Annotated in this window: 20 protein-coding genes; 3 read left to right on the top strand and 17 right to left on the bottom strand. The window is 47.2% G+C overall.

Annotation, left to right across the window (positions count from 1 at the left end):
• Positions 1 to 152: 152 nt before the first annotated feature.
• From recO to rpsU, 15 genes are all read right to left on the bottom strand, one after another.
• Positions 153 to 923, bottom strand: coding sequence for a DNA repair protein RecO (gene recO / locus MHB78_RS09400; RefSeq protein WP_046130027.1), 771 nt, complete (start codon positions 921 to 923; stop codon positions 153 to 155).
• Positions 924 to 963: 40 nt separating this feature from the next.
• Positions 964 to 1,107 carry a YqzL family protein gene (locus MHB78_RS09395; RefSeq protein ID WP_065894752.1) on the bottom strand — a complete coding sequence of 48 codons (144 nt, stop codon included), beginning with the start codon at positions 1,105 to 1,107 and terminating at the stop codon, positions 964 to 966.
• Positions 1,108 to 1,268: 161 nt separating this feature from the next.
• Positions 1,269 to 2,174 (bottom strand): GTPase Era, encoded by a 906-nt coding sequence (gene era, locus MHB78_RS09390; protein WP_046130029.1) that lies wholly within the window; start codon positions 2,172 to 2,174, stop codon positions 1,269 to 1,271.
• On the bottom strand, positions 2,155 to 2,565 hold the full coding sequence (locus MHB78_RS09385) for a cytidine deaminase (RefSeq protein ID WP_046130030.1): 411 nt from the start codon (positions 2,563 to 2,565) through the stop codon (positions 2,155 to 2,157). The genes era and MHB78_RS09385 overlap by 20 nt, the downstream gene beginning before the upstream one ends.
• 138 nt (positions 2,566 to 2,703) lie before the next feature.
• Positions 2,704 to 3,084, bottom strand: coding sequence for a diacylglycerol kinase family protein (locus MHB78_RS09380; RefSeq protein WP_046130031.1), 381 nt, complete (start codon positions 3,082 to 3,084; stop codon positions 2,704 to 2,706).
• Positions 3,062 to 3,538, bottom strand: a complete 477-nt coding sequence (ybeY, locus tag MHB78_RS09375; protein ID WP_046130032.1) for an rRNA maturation RNase YbeY — start codon at positions 3,536 to 3,538, stop codon at positions 3,062 to 3,064. The genes MHB78_RS09380 and ybeY overlap by 23 nt, the downstream gene beginning before the upstream one ends.
• Positions 3,535 to 5,589 (bottom strand): HD family phosphohydrolase, encoded by a 2,055-nt coding sequence (locus tag MHB78_RS09370; protein WP_231947502.1) that lies wholly within the window; start codon positions 5,587 to 5,589, stop codon positions 3,535 to 3,537. The genes ybeY and MHB78_RS09370 overlap by 4 nt, the downstream gene beginning before the upstream one ends.
• Before the next feature lie 163 nt (positions 5,590 to 5,752).
• Positions 5,753 to 6,712, bottom strand: a complete 960-nt coding sequence (locus tag MHB78_RS09365; protein ID WP_046130034.1) for a PhoH family protein — start codon at positions 6,710 to 6,712, stop codon at positions 5,753 to 5,755.
• On the bottom strand, positions 6,709 to 7,905 hold the full coding sequence (yqfD, locus tag MHB78_RS09360; RefSeq protein ID WP_046130035.1) for a sporulation protein YqfD: 1,197 nt from the start codon (positions 7,903 to 7,905) through the stop codon (positions 6,709 to 6,711). The genes MHB78_RS09365 and yqfD overlap by 4 nt, the downstream gene beginning before the upstream one ends.
• Before the next feature lie 16 nt (positions 7,906 to 7,921).
• Positions 7,922 to 8,203 carry a sporulation protein YqfC gene (yqfC, locus tag MHB78_RS09355; protein ID WP_046130036.1) on the bottom strand — a complete coding sequence of 94 codons (282 nt, stop codon included), beginning with the start codon at positions 8,201 to 8,203 and terminating at the stop codon, positions 7,922 to 7,924.
• A gap of 63 nt (positions 8,204 to 8,266) precedes the next feature.
• The gene (locus tag MHB78_RS09350) at positions 8,267 to 8,713 is read right to left on the bottom strand and encodes a hypothetical protein (RefSeq protein ID WP_231947361.1); all 447 of its coding nucleotides are present in this window, start codon (positions 8,711 to 8,713) and stop codon (positions 8,267 to 8,269) included.
• A gap of 32 nt (positions 8,714 to 8,745) precedes the next feature.
• Positions 8,746 to 9,738 carry a flotillin-like protein FloA gene (gene floA / locus MHB78_RS09345; RefSeq protein ID WP_046130037.1) on the bottom strand — a complete coding sequence of 331 codons (993 nt, stop codon included), beginning with the start codon at positions 9,736 to 9,738 and terminating at the stop codon, positions 8,746 to 8,748.
• 25 nt (positions 9,739 to 9,763) lie between these two features.
• Entirely contained in the window at positions 9,764 to 11,083 is a 1,320-nt protein-coding gene (locus MHB78_RS09340) for a nodulation protein NfeD (protein WP_046130038.1), read from the bottom strand.
• A 139-nt stretch (positions 11,084 to 11,222) separates the two neighbouring features.
• Positions 11,223 to 11,669, bottom strand: coding sequence for a GatB/YqeY domain-containing protein (locus tag MHB78_RS09335; RefSeq protein ID WP_046130039.1), 447 nt, complete (start codon positions 11,667 to 11,669; stop codon positions 11,223 to 11,225).
• A gap of 14 nt (positions 11,670 to 11,683) precedes the next feature.
• Complete coding sequence (rpsU, locus tag MHB78_RS09330) at positions 11,684 to 11,857, bottom strand: 30S ribosomal protein S21 (RefSeq protein WP_003183654.1); 174 nt, start codon at positions 11,855 to 11,857, stop codon at positions 11,684 to 11,686.
• 184 nt (positions 11,858 to 12,041) lie between these two features.
• Here rpsU and MHB78_RS09325 point away from each other — a divergent pair, with 184 nt between their 5' ends.
• From MHB78_RS09325 to MHB78_RS09315, 3 genes are all read left to right on the top strand, one after another.
• Positions 12,042 to 12,971, top strand: a complete 930-nt coding sequence (locus MHB78_RS09325; protein ID WP_046130040.1) for a Na/Pi symporter — start codon at positions 12,042 to 12,044, stop codon at positions 12,969 to 12,971.
• A gap of 36 nt (positions 12,972 to 13,007) precedes the next feature.
• Positions 13,008 to 13,529, top strand: coding sequence for a GNAT family N-acetyltransferase (locus tag MHB78_RS09320; protein ID WP_046130041.1), 522 nt, complete (start codon positions 13,008 to 13,010; stop codon positions 13,527 to 13,529).
• Positions 13,530 to 13,641: 112 nt separating this feature from the next.
• A protein-coding gene (locus MHB78_RS09315; protein ID WP_231947364.1) for an IS3 family transposase occupies positions 13,642 to 15,197 on the top strand; the annotation gives its coding sequence in 2 pieces (ribosomal slippage) (positions 13,642 to 14,299 and positions 14,299 to 15,197; 1,557 coding nt in all).
• Between the two features lie 74 nt (positions 15,198 to 15,271).
• On the opposite strand, the gene mtaB is transcribed toward MHB78_RS09315, so the two are convergent.
• Entirely contained in the window at positions 15,272 to 16,627 is a 1,356-nt protein-coding gene (gene mtaB / locus MHB78_RS09310) for a tRNA (N(6)-L-threonylcarbamoyladenosine(37)-C(2))-methylthiotransferase MtaB (RefSeq protein ID WP_046131781.1), read from the bottom strand.
• Between the two features lie 2 nt (positions 16,628 to 16,629).
• Positions 16,630 to 17,397 (bottom strand): 16S rRNA (uracil(1498)-N(3))-methyltransferase, encoded by a 768-nt coding sequence (locus tag MHB78_RS09305; protein ID WP_046131780.1) that lies wholly within the window; start codon positions 17,395 to 17,397, stop codon positions 16,630 to 16,632.
• Positions 17,398 to 17,414: the final 17 nt, after the last annotated feature.

The following is a 17,414-nucleotide window of genomic DNA, read 5'->3' as shown; positions in this document are numbered from 1 at the left end:
CGCTCTCATCCCCGGCTTTCACCGTCCCGGAGTCGCTCTCATGAGGGGGCGCAACTACTTCTTTCCGTCAACGCAGCGTCATTATTGAAACTGATTTGGGCACACAGCCCGTACTCTATATGACATGATCTTATAAAAAGATGAAGAGGTTGTCAACTTTTGTTTTCGTTGCCGAGCATTTTTTTCATATTGTCCATCTGCTCCATAAAGCGGCGCGATTTGAGAAAAATTCCCGAGTACTCGTCATAGTAAAGCTGGATAACCCTCTTCAGCTCTTCCTTCGTTTCCCGTTTGACCGATACATTCCCGAGCCTTGACAAATCAAAATAAAAAAGCAGCCTCAAGAGCCTGGCGGAAGCGGGTGACAGCGGGATCCTGTAAGGGTCTTTCGCGAAACAGCGATGGCAGATGAAGCCGTTGTCACGGATTGAGAAATGGAATGTGCCGTCTTTGCTTTTGCAGTGGACACATTCATCAAGCTCCGGATAAAGGCCCATCACGCCGAGCATTTTGACTTCGATCAGGTTGGTGATGATGTCCGGATCCGTGCCTTCATTCAGCCTCCTCATCGACTGAAGAAGCAGTTCGAATAAAAACGGGTTCGGTTTCTTTTCATCTGTTCCTTTGTCCATCAATTCGGCGATATAAGCGGCATGCGCCGTTAAGAAAAGGTCCTCCCGGATATTCCGCATGCTTTCGAGCATCTCGCCCTGCTCAAGCGTACCGAGCCCGGATGATTTCCGAAACAAAAACGAAGCATAAAGAAAGGGCTGGGAAATGGCGGACAAGCGGCTGTTCGGCTTTTTAGCCCCCCTGGCCAGCACGCCGATTTTCCCATGTTCCCTTGTCATGATTGTCAAAATTTTATTGGTTTCACCGTAATCGTTGGTACGAAGGACGATACCTTCACATTTCGTCAGCATATGAGCACCATCCAAAAAATTTGGAGGGATACAATCAAGATTACAAAATTGGAAAGTCAGGTTGCGCTAGCTCTTCTTCAAGTACATCGGGTCTTTCCAGGTTCTCCTTTTCCAGTTCTTTAAAAAGGAGGTACGTATCAACGTTTCCTGTTTGTGAAAATACATTCCAAGTAAAATTCAGCATAAAAAGCCCCACCTTTCTGTTTATAACTAGCTTTTTCAACATCCAAATTCTTAAGCTTATCTTGACCTCGCATCCTCCATTTCATGTTAAACAATTTTTACTAATATCGCTTTGATTTCGAGAGATTTTGTAACGACTATACCCCGGTCAAGTTCGGTCCTTTAATACTCGTCTTCCTTAAATCCAAAATCACGAAGCTGAGACATCTTGTTGCGCCAATCCTTCTGGACTTTGACCCAAAGCTCCAAATAAACCGAGGAGCCGAGCAAAGCTTCGATGTCGGCCCTTGCCCGTTTGCCGACTTCCTTCAGCAGGCTGCCCCTTTTCCCGATGACAATTCCTTTTTGCGAATCGCGTTCAACGACGATCGTCGCGCTCACGTATACAGAACCTTTTTCCCTTTCTTTAATGGAATCGATCGTTACCGCAATGCTGTGAGGGATCTCTTCCCTTGTCAGATGCAGCACTTTTTCCCGAATCAGCTCAGAAATGATAAAACGCTCTGGATGATCCGTCACCTGGTCACTCGGGTAAAACTGCGGACCTTCCGGCAAATAATGTTCGATTTGCTTTAGAAGAGTATCAATATTATTTCCCTCAAGGGCGGAAATCGGAATGATCTCTTTAAACGGGTATCTGGCTCTGTATTCATCAATGAGCAGAAGCAGGTCATCCGGATGAATCTGATCGATTTTATTGACGACCAAAAACACCGGAGTCGTTACCCCTTTCAGGCGTTCGATGATAAATTCGTCGCCTTTGCCGTAGCCTTCCGCCGCATTAATCATGAACAAAATCATGTCGACTTCTTTCAAGGTATTCTGTGCAACCTTCATCATGAAGTCGCCCAGTTTGTGCTTTGGCTTGTGAATGCCCGGCGTATCGATAAAAATGGTTTGCGAGGTGTCAGTCGTCAAGACCCCTTGCACTTTGTTTCTCGTCGTCTGCGGCTTATCGCTCATGATCGCAATTTTTTGGCCGATCACGCGATTCAAAAAAGTAGATTTCCCTACGTTTGGGCGTCCGATTATGGACACGAATCCTGATTTAAAGCTTTCCTTTGTCATGTAAATCCTCCGATGAAAATGCTCCTGGCAGTAATTCTTGAACAGTCGTTTCTTCAACTTGGCCTTTAAGATTGGTCAAAATGACGGGCATGTTTTTTGAGCACAGTTCGGCTATAACCTGCCTGCACGCTCCGCACGGCGATACCGGGCGCGGCGTGTCTGCTGCAACCGCAAGCATTTTGAAGGCTTTGTCCCCTTCAGAATAAGCCTTGAACAATGCCGTCCGCTCGGCACAATTGCACAGGCTGTACGCGGCATTTTCGATATTGCAGCCTTTATACACCTTGCCGTCCTCTGTCAGGAGGGCAGCGCCGACTTTGAACTTTGAATACGGAACGTATGCCAATTCCCTTGCTTTTAGTGCCTCTCTAATCAGCTCTTGTTTAGTCAATGTATGAATTCCTTCCCATAGCGGTTATGGTACCGCTAACACTTTTATTTTACATAAAAATGGCTCCTTTTTCACGCCCAAAATCAAAAATGTAAATTTTTTGTAAGAATCTCTTACGTCAGGCGGAAAAAGCGATTGTTAAAACAGCTTTGACAAAAAGATGAGTAATCCAATGATACACGAAACAGCAGCAAAGACGCAAACCGCCCCTGCCGCCGCATCTTTTGCGGCTTTCGCCAGCGGATGGCTCTTCTTCGTGATCAAATCGACAACATGCTCAACGGCGGTGTTCATAAGCTCCAAAGCGAGCATTCCGCCGATAAGGATGAACATAACGGCCCATTCCAATACGGACAGCCTGAAGACGAAGCCGCAGACGATCACGATGACTGCGGCTCCCGTGTGTATTTTAAAATTGCGCTCGGACATGAACGTCTTGATAATTCCGGTGAAGGCGTGTGAAAAGCTTTTTTTCAGCCGGATCCATTCGTTCGGTTTAAGAGGATCTTGTGAGCCCATATTTGTTCAAGAGTTCCTTCTGTTTCGTGAACATCTCTTTTTCTTCTTCATCTGTCATATGGTCATATCCGAGCAAATGAAGAAAGCCGTGTACGCTTAAGAATCCGAGCTCCCTCATCAGCGAATGGCCGTATTCCCCGGCCTGCTCCTCTGCTTTATCGATACTGATGATAATATCGCCGAGGACTGGCGGCATTTCGGCTCCGATAATCTCGACCTCTCCTTCTCCGTCTTCTTCAAGGGCGAACGAGATGACGTCGGTCGGGTAATCTTTTCCGCGGTATTCTTTATTGATCTTCTGTATTTCCTCGTTTGTCACGATCGTTACGGATACTTCCGCCTGATCGGCGACGCCTTCTTCTTTCGCCGCAAATTGAAGAAGCTTTTTAATTTCCTCAAGCTGTCCCTCTGTGAGACGGCCTGTTTCGTCTGAGATATCGAGAATTAAACTCATGAGTGTTTCACCTTCTGTTTTGGATTAGCCTCCGGATATTCGATCCGGGAATGGAAAATGCCTTTTAACGTTTCACAAAGCGTCTTCGCTATCGTGTTAAGTTCTTTAAGAGTCAGATCGCATTCATCGAACTGCCCGTCCTGCAGCTTATCCGAAATGATGCCGCGCACGAGCTTTTCGATCCGCTCAGGGTTCGGATTGTGCATCGACCGCACGGCGGCTTCCACGCTGTCGGCCACCGAAATGATCGCCGCTTCCCTCGATTGCGGTTTTGGGCCCGGGTAGCGGAATTCTTCCTCTGTCGTCTGATCCCCTTTTTCTTTTGCCTTATAGTAGAAAAATTTCAGCAGGGACGTGCCGTGATGCTGCTCTGCAATATCGACCAATTCCTTCGGCATCTTGTGTTTTTTCAGCATCTCCGCTCCGTCTGTCGCATGCGCAATAATGATGTTTTTGCTCAGCTGCGGAGACAGCTTGTCATGCGGATTGTCGATATTCATTTGATTTTCTATAAAATATTGGGGCCGCTTCGTCTTTCCGATGTCATGATAGTAAGCGCCGACCCTTGCCAAGAGGCCGTTTGCCCCGACCGCTTCACAGGCTGCCTCTGACAGATTGGCGACCATGACGCTGTGATGATACGTTCCAGGCGTTTCCGTCAAAATTTTGCGGAGCAGCGGGTGGTTCGGGTTTGAAAGCTCGATGAGCTTCATCGTCGATAATATGCCGAAGCCGCTTTCGAAAAACGGCATAAAGCCGAGAACAAGAACGGAAGACCCGATACCGGAAACCAATCCCATCACGAGATACGTGCCTACTTCCCAGCCGGATTGCGCCGTATTTTGGATCAATTGCAGGGCAAACATGACGACAATGTTCACAAATGACACAAACAGCCCCGCCTGAAGGATCTTCGATCTAGCATGATGCTTTCCTAAAAACAGTATACCCGCGATCGCACTAATCAAAAAGTAGGTTCCGATTCCGTAATTGAATGTGCCTGTGACGCCCTGGTTAAACATAATGCTTCCGCAGATCGAAAGGATCATGCTTGCAAGAATCGCCAGCCGTTCGTTAATTAAAAGCTTGATCAGCATGACGCCCATCGCGACCGGAACCAGGTATCCGATATGGCTGAACTCAAGCTCCTGAAAGAGGCTGATGACCTCCATGACGATCAAAACGACCGCCGTAATCAATGTAAACAGCAGCAGCGATTTATTTTTCGGCTGCCGGCTGCCGTGCTGTTTTTCAAAATAGTAACTGAGAGCGGCGATAAACAGCCCGATCAAAAGCAGCAGTCCGCCGATCGGTTTGTATACGTTGGCCCCGCTTAACAATCCGGTTAATTGGAGCTTCCGGTACACTTCCCTGTCGATCAGCTGATTTTCCTCGACGAGGATCTGTCCCTGTTTAATCTGAACCGGCTGGATGCTGTCCGCCGCCTCCTGGCGCTTTTGCTCCGTTTTCTCAGGGTCATAGACATAATTGGGGATAATCGCGAAGCGGCCGATTTCATTGGCGGCACTTCTCAATTTCGAAGGAACCGAGTTGCCCTTCAGTTCTTTCGTGACTTTTTCCTTGGCTTCGTCAAGCTTCCCGGCCGAAATTTCTTCGCTCATCACATCGTTGACAGCGGTGATGACGGAATCCCGGGTCATCGAAAGCTCACCGTCGCTTGCCTTCAAAAGGCTTTTAACCGAATCCCTTGACAAAAAATCCGTTACATCGGAGGTCAGTTTGTCTTCGGCAGATTTAATCTGTTCTTCTTCAGACGGTGCTCCTTTGTCTTTTTTCTCCTTTTCGGCGCTCTCCTTTTTTACTTCCTTGATGGTGTCAAATATCGATGAAACGAGATCTACCCTGTTGTCGGAATACTCCTTTTTCAAGGTGTATTGATCGTGAACTTCTTCCCTGGCTTCTTGTTTTTTGACGGCTGTTGCTTTTTGGTCTTCTACCGTAGCCGGGGCGTAAATCGTATTGTCGCTTATCGAAAATAGATCCAAATCAAGCGATTGGGGCCTGACATGGAAAAAGAGCAATACAAACATGAGCGCAGAAATTGCCGCATAGAGCAAGACGGGAAGGGATCGTCCGTTTTTTACGCGGATGAGCCGGTCTTTTTCGTTCCTTTTTTTCTTCTTCAAAAAAAGCACCTCTTTTCCGGCAGGGAACTAAAAAATGACCCGATAGCGGGCGATCGGGCCATTTCGATTATTTTGTCTTTTCGTATGCTTCAATAATTTTGGCGACCAGCGGATGTCTGACCACATCTGTCTGATCCAGCTCAACGAAGGAAATCCCGTCGATATCATAAAGCATGCTTTTTGCGACGGCAAGACCCGATGTGACTCCCTTCGGCAAGTCGATTTGCGTGATGTCGCCTGTAATGACCATTTTAGAGCCAAAACCCAATCTCGTCAAAAACATTTTCATTTGTGCAGGCGTCGTGTTTTGCGCTTCGTCCAAAATAACAAAAGCGTCATCAAGCGTCCTTCCCCTCATGTAGGCGAGCGGCGCAACTTCAATGGTTCCCCTTTCAAGGAGCCTTGCCGTATGATCCGTGCCGAGTACATCGTGAAGGGCGTCATACAAGGGTCTTAAATAAGGATCGACTTTTTCTTTCAAGTCGCCCGGCAAAAAGCCGAGGCTCTCTCCTGCTTCAACAGCCGGCCTAGTCAGAATGATTTTTTGGATGTGTCCGTTTTTCAATTCATGGACTGCTTTTACGACGGCCAGGTAGGTTTTGCCCGTTCCGGCAGGCCCGATGCCAAAGATGAGATCATGCCGCTTCATGGCGGCGATATATTCCCTTTGGCCGATCGTTTTGGCCCTGATCGGCTTACCTTTGGCATTTTTCGTAATTTCTTCTTCATACATGTTTTCAAAAAACTCAAGCTTGTGCTTTTTCGCCATCTTGATCGCATATGAGACATCCCGTTCGGATATTTCAATTCCTTTGCGGATCAGATTCAAGAGCGAAGCGAGCAGACTGTCCACGATGTGAAAGGTTTCTTCATCACCTGTAACATACACCGTTTCACCCCGCGTCACAATCGAAATGTTCAGCTCTTCCTCCATGATCTTCAGATGCGAATCCTGATTTCCAAACAGCGCCTGAGCTTCATTCGGACTTTCCAATTGCTGATTAATCGCAAGTAAGTGTTCTGTCATTCTTTAGTCTCCTGAACAATTGGTGTTGTTTGAACAATGTCTTCAATAACCTGGTAAAGGATGATCAATTTAACTTTACCATTCTCACTCGTTTCGTGCAAAACTTTTTCACCGATTACGTCTCCATCTTCGCCGATTTTTTTCCGGACGTCTTTTTTGCCCATTTCGATCCCTTCCCGGACCGCTTCTTTTTTCGTATATACCCGTTTGACCTGTTCTGTTTCCCGCGTCATTTCCTTTTCATATGACAGGGGAAGCTTGAATGTCAGGAAATGAAGCGGATGTTTTTGAACCTCGGTTTTCGGGCGGACAAGCTCTTCTTCTTTAAACGAAAAGCCCCAAAACGGTATGGACATTGACCCGATGGCAAGCTTGTGCCTTGTCCTTACTTTACCCGTAAAAACGTCAAATGATGTCTCAAAGGGGACGGTCACCGTTGATTTGTACCACGTTTCACCGTAGATTTTCCCCTTTGCCCCGACTTTTTGCCGTTCCTCCTCGCTGCCGATCAAACCGGAAACAAGCATTTGCCCCTTGTCGACATGCTCATTGACCGTGACGAGCGGCTCGCCTTTTTCTACGAACATTTTGGCGATGGTCGCCCTTTTTTTGGCGACGATATGGTGCGGGCCGCTTAACTTTTCTTTTTCCGGTTCATTTTTTTCAACCACTTTCATATGGAGGGCTGTCCCGTTCAGTTCGATTCCGACCCATGTAATGTTCTCAACGCCCTTTGTGAGCGACTGCTGGATTTTTTCCCGTGTCGGCATTAAAAATTGCAAACGCCCTTTTTTCACGCCGATTTCATCAAGCTGCTGCCTGATGAGATGCTCGGTTTCCGGTTTGGCGCCTGAAATGTCCACCTTCCACAGCATGTTGGAGAGGAGGAACATCACGACGAAAAAGGCGGCAATGCCGAGCGTAAATCCGCTGTTATGCTTCGATTTCTGAATCACAAAGGGAAAGCCCTTCCGCCTTGTAAACCGGCATTTGCAGTCAAAACGCCTGATGATCCTCCGAAAGGCATGTACATCAGAAAGCAGAATATAAAGAAAGACAGAGTCTTTCTTTTTTTTCACATCGAACAGCGGAATGCCCTGCCTTGTACATTCGTTTAATAAACGCTCGATCCCCATTCCGGTGACTTCAAGCTGTATCTTACCTGAAAAAAAAGAAAGCCATTTATTCTTCACGCCTCTTCCCCCTGACTTATGAATCAATATAGCGTACGAGCTCAATCGTGCCTTCCAGCAATATCTCCTCAGGCAAAATCGTTTTAATGACGAAGTCTTTGCCCTGAATGATGCACTGTCCCTGCTTCAGCATCAGCCGAACTTCCCGGTCGCTGAAAAGCAGGAGTCCTCTGTGGTTCTCGATATATATGTGAAGTCTTCCGATCATCGTAATCCGCGGAAGATCCATCATGACGTCGGGGGGGATTTCCAATGTTTTCGTCAGCCACGCTCTGATGCGGTTTTTTCTTTGCGCCATAAAAAAAGAACCCCCTTTCATCTCATATGTATGAGTGAAAAAGGGGTTCTAATACTTTTAATTTTAAGGTCGGCGCCTCATTGTGTGGTGAGGCTTTCGGGAACGGGGAGGACCCAGTACCTCGCTGAGCACGATCCCTTGAACTACCGTGTTTTGATTCAGCTCGATCACGTGTTGTGCGGGTTTCGGCGGACGGCCGCTTTGCTTTTTCAATGCCCGTTCAACGGCGGGCATCGACCGCTCGACATCGGTTTTGATTCTCTCAAGCTCGCGCACCATGTCGGTGCTTTTTTGCGCTGCAGCCGGCTGTGCCGCGGCTTTCCCGGTTGTCTTCTGCCGTTTTTCCGCATTCTTCGGTGCTTCCGTTTTTGGCCGTTCAGGCGTTTTTTTGCGTTTAGCCTCTTCGTTGTCATCATTTTTTCCCAACTTGTTGAAAATGAGAGAAATGACTCCGAGGATAACGGCCATGATGATCGGATTGTCTACAATGATATCCAGTATATCCTGCAAATTAGCTCCCTCCTGTTCATTCGGGGCTTTGTTTATTTATGATCCTCGTCAGACTGGTCTTTCGTCAGCTTCCCGAAGGAATCGCGCATCTCCGTGTCCGCATCGATGTTCTTCATATTGAGGTAATCCATGACGCCGATCTTGCCGCTGCGGAGGGCTTCAGACATGGCAAGCGGCACTTCCGCTTCGGCCTCAACCACTTTGGCGCGCATCTCTTCGACTTTGGCGCGCATTTCCTGTTCCTGGGCAACGGCCATCGCACGGCGCTCTTCCGCTTTTGCCTGCGCGATGTTTTTATCGGCTTCAGCCTGGTCGGTCTGAAGAATGGCTCCGATGTTTTTGCCGATGTCCACATCAGCAATGTCGATCGAAAGGATCTCAAATGCAGTACCCGAGTCCAGGCCTTTGCTCAGTACGGTTTGGGAAATCATATCCGGATTTTCGAGCACTTTTTTATGGTCATCTGACGAACCGATCGTCGATACGATCCCTTCGCCTACGCGGGCGATGATCGTTTCCTCGCCGGCTCCCCCGACAAGGCGGTCGATGTTCGCGCGCACCGTAATTCTCGCTTTTGCCTTTACCTCGATTCCGTCCATCGCCACACCCGCGATAAACGGCGTTTCGATCACTTTCGGGTTAACGCTCATCTGAACCGCTTCAAGAACGTCGCGGCCTGCCAAATCAATCGCCGCACATCTGGCAAACGTCAATTCGATGTTCGCCCGGTGGGCCGCAATCAGCGCGTTGACAACCCTGTCAACATTTCCTCCGGCAAGATAGTGGCTTTCAAGCTGATTATTGGAAACATCCAATCCGGCTTTGTGCGCCTTGATCAACGGATTGACGACACGGCTCGGAATAACGCGGCGAAGCCTCATTCCGATCAGCGTGAAGATGCTGATTTTCACTCCTGCGGCCAAAGCCGAGATCCACAGCATTACAGGAACGAATGTAAAGAAAACGGCCAGTAGGATGACCCCTGCTGCGATTAATGCTAAAAGTAATAAAGTTGACGGATCCATAATGTTCCTCCTTCAAATTATAGGTTTATATTTCTCTCACGACGATCCGTGAGCCTTCCACTTTCATCACTTTGACTTTTTTGTCTTTTTCGGTAAACGAACCATCCGATACGACGTCAAGCCGTTCATCGTCAATGATGACCGTACCTGCCGGCCTGAGCGGTGTTTGTGTGACGCCGATTTTTCCGATTAAATCGTGGCGGGTCACATTTGAGACATATCCGCTTTCCGTACTCGTTGAATCGGTTAAGATGAATTTCTTAAAAAATTTCATACGCTTTCCCAACACTTTCGTCAATAAAATGGATGCCGCTATCGAAACAGCAGTTGCGATCAAAATGGAGACGGCCATGACCTTAAAGCTTCCAGAGGCTAAAAAGAGGCTGGCGACGACGGCGATAACGCCGATAATCCCTGCTATTCCGCCCGGCAGAAAAAGTTCTAAGATAATGAACACAATTCCGGCGATAAAAAGAAGAAGTGTTTCCATTCCGGCAAGCCCTGCCACAAGATGGCCGTAGAAAAAGAGCATGAGCGCCGAAAGACCCATGAACCCCGGTATTCCAAAGCCCGGAGAATACAGCTCGACAATCAGTCCGAGACTTCCAATCGACAAAAGAATCGGAATAACGATCGGATGAGTGAGAAACCGCGCCACTTTTTCGGCGAAGCTGACCTCACCGTACTCGACCTTGGCATCTTCCAGGTTCAGTTTTTTCAATAGGTCATCAATGTTTTGGGCGGTTCCTTCCGAGTACCCGACATCGAGCGCCTTGTCAGGACTCAAAGTCAAAAGCTTCCCCTTCGGCGCCCCGGCTTCTTTGGCGTCGACGTCTGCATCGGCCATCGCGAGCGCGTATTTCGGATCACGGCCGTTTTTTTTCGCCGCATCCTCCATTTCCGCCAGCCACAAAGATTCGGATTTTTTATCCGCTGCATTTCCGTTTGTGTCGATGATCGCTGCTGCCCCCATTTTTCCGCCGGGCGCCATGTAGATATCATCAGCATTTAAGGCAAGGTACGCGCCCGCCGAAAGAGCCCTTCTGTTGACATAAGCGGTCACCGGAATGGCGGAGTTATGTATCGTATCGGCCATTTCAAGAGCAGCATCAACGGCTCCGCCCGGGGTATTGATATCGAGTATAATATGCTTGGCATTCATATCTTCGGCTTCCTGAAAGGACCGCTCAAGAAATTTAGAAAGTCCCTTTTCCACCGTTTCTTCGATAGGGATTACGTATACCGTGTCTCCAGATGCTTTTGTGGTCAAATGAACCCCTATTAATAAGGATAAAACAAAGCAGCAGGCAAGGGCAACTAAAATTCGCAATTTATTCAGCAGCAAGGACTTCGATCCCTCCTTCCCTGATGATCATAATTTACATACGTTACAAATGTATCAAAGGTTTCAATTTCTTTTCTATTTTATGATCGTACACCAAAAAAGACACCTTTCAGAAAATGAAAGGTGTCTTTGCTTTCTTTTAAGACAGTTGTTTGCTGACAAGCTTATTGACGAGGCTGCCGTCGGCTTTTCCTTTCACCTTCGGCATGATCGCGCTCATCACTTTGCCCATGTCCGCTTTTGAAGAAGCGCCGACTTCGGCAATCGTTTCATTGACGATGCCGAGCAGCTCGTCTTCTGAGAGCTGTTCGGGCATATAAGCTTCCAAAATGTCTAACTCTTTTTGAACTTTATCTACTAAATCTGAACGATTAGCGTTTGAAAATTCATGGAGGGAGTCTTTACGCTGTTTTAATTCACGAGAAAGAACAGTCAGTTCTTCATCTTCGGTCAGCCTGTCTTTCTTAAGCTTGATTGCTTCGTTTTGAAGCGAAGCCTTCACCATTCGAACGACAGTCAGTTTGTCTTTCTCACGGTTTTTCATATAGAGCTTCATATCTTGATTCAGACGCTCAAGAAGACTCATAAATCCACCCTCTTTTAGTATTTGCGCTTTCTGGCAGCTTCAGACTTTTTCTTGCGTCTTACGCTAGGTTTTTCATAAAATTCACGCTTTCTTGCTTCTTGCAAAGTACCTGTCTTTGATACACTGCGTTTGAAGCGACGAAGAGCATCTTCAAGCGATTCGTTTTTTCTAACGACCGTTTTTGACATTCTCTTTCCCTCCCTCCGAATACACCAATCGACTGCTTGTAAAAAGACATACATTGAAACATGTACTTTGACATTATAATATAAGCCTTCGGTAAGGTCAACCAAACGGGATTGTTTTATTGTTAGTCATCATTCAGGCGGCTTGTCTGTATACATTTACAAAGGAGGCTAATGCGAAAATCTGATGATGATGTTTATCTTGTTTGTGTTTTTGATCGTTCTTTTTCTCGCCGGCATGAGCATGCTGAGACGGGGTCTGATTTCGCTGGCATTTGAAGAAATTGAAAAACGGCTGCTTTTTTTTACGGATCACCCTCTAAAAGCTTTTTTCGTCAGCATCGTATTTACGGGGATTTTGCAAAGCAGCTCCGCGTTCATGGTGATTGTCATCGGATTTGTCAGCGTGGGCGCCCTCTCGTTTAAACGTTCGATTCCGCTCATTTTAGGGACGAACATCGGCTCTACATTCACGACGGAATTTTTAGCTGTGAAGCTGGAATTTTTGGTTGTTTTTCTTTTTGCTCTGGGAGCGCTCCTTTTGATCACAAGAAAATCCCCTTTTCAAAATGCGGGGGTGAGCATGATCGGTTTAGGCGTGATTTTTTTCTGCATCAACGGATTCAGCCGCCTTGCCGTGCCGTTGTCGCGCCTCGACTCGGGCGCATATATCGTACATCTTGTCGAACATTCCACAATCAATGCTTTTATGATCGGGACGGTGCTCACCGCCATCATCCATTCGAGCTCCGCCTGTATCGGCATCCTGATGAGCTTCATGGATCAGGGGGTTATCGGACTGACCGAGGCGATGAGCGTTGTGCTCGGCTCTAACATCGGGACATGCATCACGGCCGTCATGGCTTCTGTTAAAGGCGGCACTGCCGCCAGGCAAACGGCTTATGCCCATGTTGTGTTTAACCTGATCGGGGCGGCGGCCGCTTATCCTGCGCTTTCATCCATAACCGGTTTGATTTCAGGCCTGTCCGAGAGCCCGGCTCAGCAGATCGCCCATTTCAGCCTGTTATTTAACGTTGTCACAGCCGTTCTTTTTTTGCCCCTGACCAATGTTTTTCATTCGTTTATTATGTTTCTGATCCCAAACCGAAACCGCTAATGATGATATAGTTTAGTAAAAAGGCGGTGAGAAAAAATGTCCAGCAGGCGTGTGAAAATAAGAAAAGCTGTTTCAGCCGATGCTAAAGGAATCGCCCGGGTACATGTCGACAGCTGGAAAACGACGTATGCCGATATCGTTCCGGACGAATACTTGCAGAATCTAGCATATGAAAATCAGGAACAGTTATGGGTCAACAACATCCCTCAGGGCGGTGTGTACGTCGCAGAAAACGGCGACGGGGAAATCGTCGGGTTTTCATCCGGCGGTGCAGAAAGAAGCGGCAAATACAGCGGGTATGACGGGGAGTTATATTCCATTTATATTTTAAAAGATCATCAAGGACAGGGTATTGGAAGAGCTCTTTTTAAACCGGTCATTGATGAACTAAAAAGAATGCGTATCAGCTCTATGATTGTTCTTGTCTTGGAAGAAAATGCATCCCGACAATTTTATGAGGCGCTCGGCGGTCAAAAAATAGATGCTGTCGAAGTCGAGATTGGGGGAAGGAAACTTTCTGAACTTGTGTACGGCTGGGAAGATATTCGAAACATCTAGGTTCTCTCCGCCAATGGATACAATTCACAAAAAAGCCGGTGCACCTTGATATGCTCCCCTAAAGGTAGACAGATGAAATAAAAAAATCTGTTTGCCTTGGGGGAGTTTTTTCATGGCTGGAAAATGGTTTTCAAAAGAAGAAAAATTGAATATTCTATCAGAATGTGATCAGGGCAATAATTCGGTGAAGGAGATCGCAGAAAAATATGGCATTCATGCCGAAACGATTCGTGAATGGAGAACATCGCATGATATGGCGGGTGTGGAGAGTTTGGAACGTTCAAAGCGCCATAAGTTCTATCCCGCAGAATTAAAATACAATGCCGTGAAAGACTTCTTATCCGGACGCTACTCTCAAAGAGAAATCTCGAGAAAATATAAGATTTCCAGTAAATCCGTACTCATGAAGTGGGTTGAGCTTTATAATGGTCATAAAACGTTAAAAGACAGCGGGAGAGGAAGGAATCGTTTGATGACCAAACGGAAGAACGTTTCATTGGAAGAACGGATTGAGATTGCGAAGGATTGTCTAGCTCATGGAAAGGACTACGCCAGATCAATGGAGATTCATCAAGTCTCCTACCAACAGGTGTATCAATGGGTGAAAAAGTATCAAGAAGGCGGAGAAGAGGCCTTAAAAGACAACCGAGGGAAACGCAAAACCGAAGAAGAATTGACACCTGAAGAAAAAATTCAACGGGAAAACAAACGGCTGGAACAGGAAAATGAGCGTTTGCGCGCAGAGAATGCGTTCTTAAAAAAGTTGGAAGAGATCAAAAGGAGGCGGTTCTAAGTCAGGTTCGGTACGAAGATCGATATCTCGCCATTTTAGAGCTGAATCGAAAAGAAGGCTTTTCTGTCCAAATGTTATGTGAGATTGCCGAAGTTTCGCGCCAGGGGTATTACAAATGGAGGAGCCGAGTACCTTCAGCGAGAGAAAAACAGAATGAAAAGATTATCGCCAAAATGGCGCTACTTCACGAACAAATTGGCGGTATCTACGGATACCGCAGAATGACCTTAAACATGAACCGCCGCTTTAAAGAGCGCCTCAATCATAAGCGCATCTATCGGCTGATGAAAATTGCCAAGCTGGAGTGTGTCATTCGGCGGAAGAAAAAACGTTACGGCAAAGCGACGCCTCAACATGTGTCCGAAAATATCCTGAATCGAGAGTTTAAAGCGGACAAACCAAATCAAAAATGGGTGACTGATGTGACAGAGCTAAAATACGGCCATCGGAAAGCGTACCTCAGTGCCATTTTAGATCTTCATGAGGGAATGGTCGTGTCTTATGTGCTGGGGAAATCCAATAATAACGCCCTTGTGTTTAAAACCTTGAACCAAGCGCTTGAGGCAGCCCCAAACGCACGTCCTCTCCTTCACAGCGACAGAGGTTTTCAATACACGTCCCACCAGTTTAGAAGGATGATTGAAAACGCAAATATGACACAGAGTATGTCCCGCGTCGGCCGCTGTATTGATAACGGCCCCATTGAGTCGTTTTGGGGGAAATTAAAATGCGAGAAATACAGACGGAATTCGTACGAGACATTTGAGGCACTTCAAAGCGCAATTGATGAATATATCCACTTTTACAACCACGATCGTCTACAAGAAAAACTAAACGGCCTCAGCCCAGTGGAATACAGGGCTAAAGCCGTCTAGTGTGTTTTAGTTATTTCCACTGTCTACTTGACAGGGTGCAGATCACCTTGTTGGCGAACCGGCTTTTCAAACATTTAAGATGAAAGACGCATGCTTTCTGGAACGTCTTCGTCCACGATGCGGACGAACTGTCCTTTATTATACGGATAGCCCGCTTCTGCGATTTTCACTTTCACAAGCTGTCCGATCAAGTCTTCAGATCCTTCGAATACAACTTTCATATAATTGTCGGTATAGCCGACATATAAGTTGTCTTCACCCGTTTCCGTAAACCGCTCCTCAGGAATGATCTCGAGAACCTCTCCTTCGTAGTCTGACGCATATTCTTTTGCAAGCTGGTCTGACAGGGCAATCAATTTGTGAACCCGTTCGTTTTTCACGTTTTCGTCAACCTGATTGTCCATGCGCGCGGCAGGGGTACCCGTCCGCTTGCTGTACGGGAAGACGTGGAGCTCTGAAAATTTGTGTTCTTTAATGAAGTTATACGTCTCCATGAACTCTTCTTCCGTTTCCCCCGGAAAACCGACGATGACGTCAGATGTGACCGCAAGTCCAGGGAGTGCTTTTTTAAGTTTTGTTAAACGGTCTGCGAAAAATTCCATCGTATATTTTCTTCTCATTCGTTTCAGCACGCTGTTGGAACCCGACTGAAGCGGAATGTGCAAGTGTCTGACGATTTTGTCGGAGCTGTCGAGCACTTCGATGACTTCATCGGTAATCTGGCTTGCTTCAATGGATGAGATGCGGATTCTTTTCAGGCCTTTTACACGGCTGTCCAATTCTCTTAAAAGCTGTGCAAAGTTGTAATCTTTCATATCTTCTCCGTACCCGCCGGTATGAATTCCGGTCAGGACGATTTCTTTATAGCCTGCATCGACAAGCTGCTGCGCCTGGCGGATGACTTCTTCCGGATCACGGGAGCGGAGAAGGCCGCGCGCCCACGGAATGATGCAGAACGTGCAGAAATTGTTGCAGCCTTCCTGAATCTTCAAAGAAGCACGCGTCCGGTCGGTAAACGCCGGAACGTCAAGCTCTTCAAACACCCTGGCTTTCATGATGTTGCCGACGCCGTTGATCGGCTGCCTTTCTTCTTTGTATTGCTCGATATATCCAAGCATTTTTTCGCGGTCCTGTGTACCGACGACGATATCTACTCCGGGGATCGCCATGACTTCCGCAGGTGAAGTCTGAGCATAGCAGCCGGTTACGCAAATAACGGCGTCGGGATTGTGACGGATCGCCCGTCTGATCACCTGGCGGCTTTTTTTATCGCCTGTATTTGTGACAGTGCATGTATTAATGACGTATACGTCAGCTCTCGTTTCAAATTCTTTTCTTTCATAGCCGGCTTCTTTAAAAAGCTGCCAGATCGCTTCAGTTTCATAATGGTTGACCTTGCAGCCTAGGGTATGAAATGCAACGGTTGCCATTGTTATTCACCTCTTAGTAACTCTGTATGATAGGAAACTGCCGCTAAAGCGTAAAGCGGCGCGGTTTCCGCCCTTAAAATGCGGGGACCGAGCCCGCAGGCGAGAGCGCCTTTTTCCTTGAGCGCTTCGATTTCGCCTTCTGAAAAGCCGCCTTCCGGACCAAACACCATTAGCAGGGAAGAACCTTCCGGCAGATCTTTAATCACAGACTGAAACCCGCTGTTTTCTCCTTGTTTCGATGACTCTTCGTATGCAACGACACATTTATCGAAGCTTGGAAGGCTTTCAAGCAAGCCTTGAAACGTATGGACGCGCTCCACTTCGGGAATTTTGTTTCTGTGGGACTGTTCCGCAGCTTCCTTGGCGATTTTCGCCCACCTTTCCCGTTTTTTCTTCGCCTTTTTTTCGTCGAGCTTGACGACTGACCGCGACGCTGCAAAAGGCAAAAACGAGCTGGCGCCGAGCTCTGTGCCTTTTTGAATGATCCATTCGAGCTTATCGCCTTTCGGGAGGCCGTTTGCGATGTGGACGCGAATCGGGAGCTCGCGATTTTTCCCTGTCCAGTCCACAACGCTTAAATTAACCTCTTCTTTTGACAAAGATTCGATTCGGCATTCGGCTTCATGGCCGTCCTTTGCACAGCATACGACATGGTCGCCGGGCGACATTCTCATCACATTTGCGATATGGTGGACGTCCTCTCCTTTGATGACGATGGCGGAAGATGCTGCGATCTCTTGTTTTGTTTGTTCGATAAAATATCGTTGCATACGCTTTTAGACACCTA

This window comes from Bacillus sp. FSL K6-0138 (assembly GCF_037982765.1).
Lineage (GTDB): Bacteria > Bacillota > Bacilli > Bacillales > Bacillaceae > Bacillus > Bacillus glycinifermentans.
This window is presented reverse-complemented; position numbering and strand designations above follow the sequence as displayed.

Bases quoted from the DNA above. Each gene is read 5' to 3' on its own strand.
- recO (WP_046130027.1), bottom strand. From the start codon at position 923: ATGCTGACGAAATGTGAAGGTATCGTCCTTCGTACCAACGATTACGGT.
- MHB78_RS09395 (WP_065894752.1), bottom strand. From the start codon at position 1,107: ATGCTGAATTTTACTTGGAATGTATTTTCACAAACAGGAAACGTTGAT.
- era (WP_046130029.1), bottom strand. From the start codon at position 2,174: ATGACAAAGGAAAGCTTTAAATCAGGATTCGTGTCCATAATCGGACGC.
- MHB78_RS09380 (WP_046130031.1), bottom strand. From the start codon at position 3,084: ATGGGCTCACAAGATCCTCTTAAACCGAACGAATGGATCCGGCTGAAA.
- ybeY (WP_046130032.1), bottom strand. From the start codon at position 3,538: ATGAGTTTAATTCTCGATATCTCAGACGAAACAGGCCGTCTCACAGAG.
- MHB78_RS09370 (WP_231947502.1), bottom strand. From the start codon at position 5,589: ATGTTTGTATTGCTCTTTTTCCATGTCAGGCCCCAATCGCTTGATTTG.
- MHB78_RS09365 (WP_046130034.1), bottom strand. From the start codon at position 6,712: ATGACAGAACACTTACTTGCGATTAATCAGCAATTGGAAAGTCCGAAT.
- yqfC (WP_046130036.1), bottom strand. From the start codon at position 8,203: ATGGCGCAAAGAAAAAACCGCATCAGAGCGTGGCTGACGAAAACATTG.
- floA (WP_046130037.1), bottom strand. From the start codon at position 9,738: ATGGATCCGTCAACTTTATTACTTTTAGCATTAATCGCAGCAGGGGTC.
- MHB78_RS09335 (WP_046130039.1), bottom strand. From the start codon at position 11,669: ATGAGTCTTCTTGAGCGTCTGAATCAAGATATGAAGCTCTATATGAAA.
- rpsU (WP_003183654.1), bottom strand. From the start codon at position 11,857: ATGTCAAAAACGGTCGTTAGAAAAAACGAATCGCTTGAAGATGCTCTT.
- MHB78_RS09325 (WP_046130040.1), top strand. From the start codon at position 12,042: ATGATGATGTTTATCTTGTTTGTGTTTTTGATCGTTCTTTTTCTCGCC.
- MHB78_RS09320 (WP_046130041.1), top strand. From the start codon at position 13,008: ATGTCCAGCAGGCGTGTGAAAATAAGAAAAGCTGTTTCAGCCGATGCT.
- mtaB (WP_046131781.1), bottom strand. From the start codon at position 16,627: ATGGCAACCGTTGCATTTCATACCCTAGGCTGCAAGGTCAACCATTAT.
- MHB78_RS09305 (WP_046131780.1), bottom strand. From the start codon at position 17,397: ATGCAACGATATTTTATCGAACAAACAAAACAAGAGATCGCAGCATCT.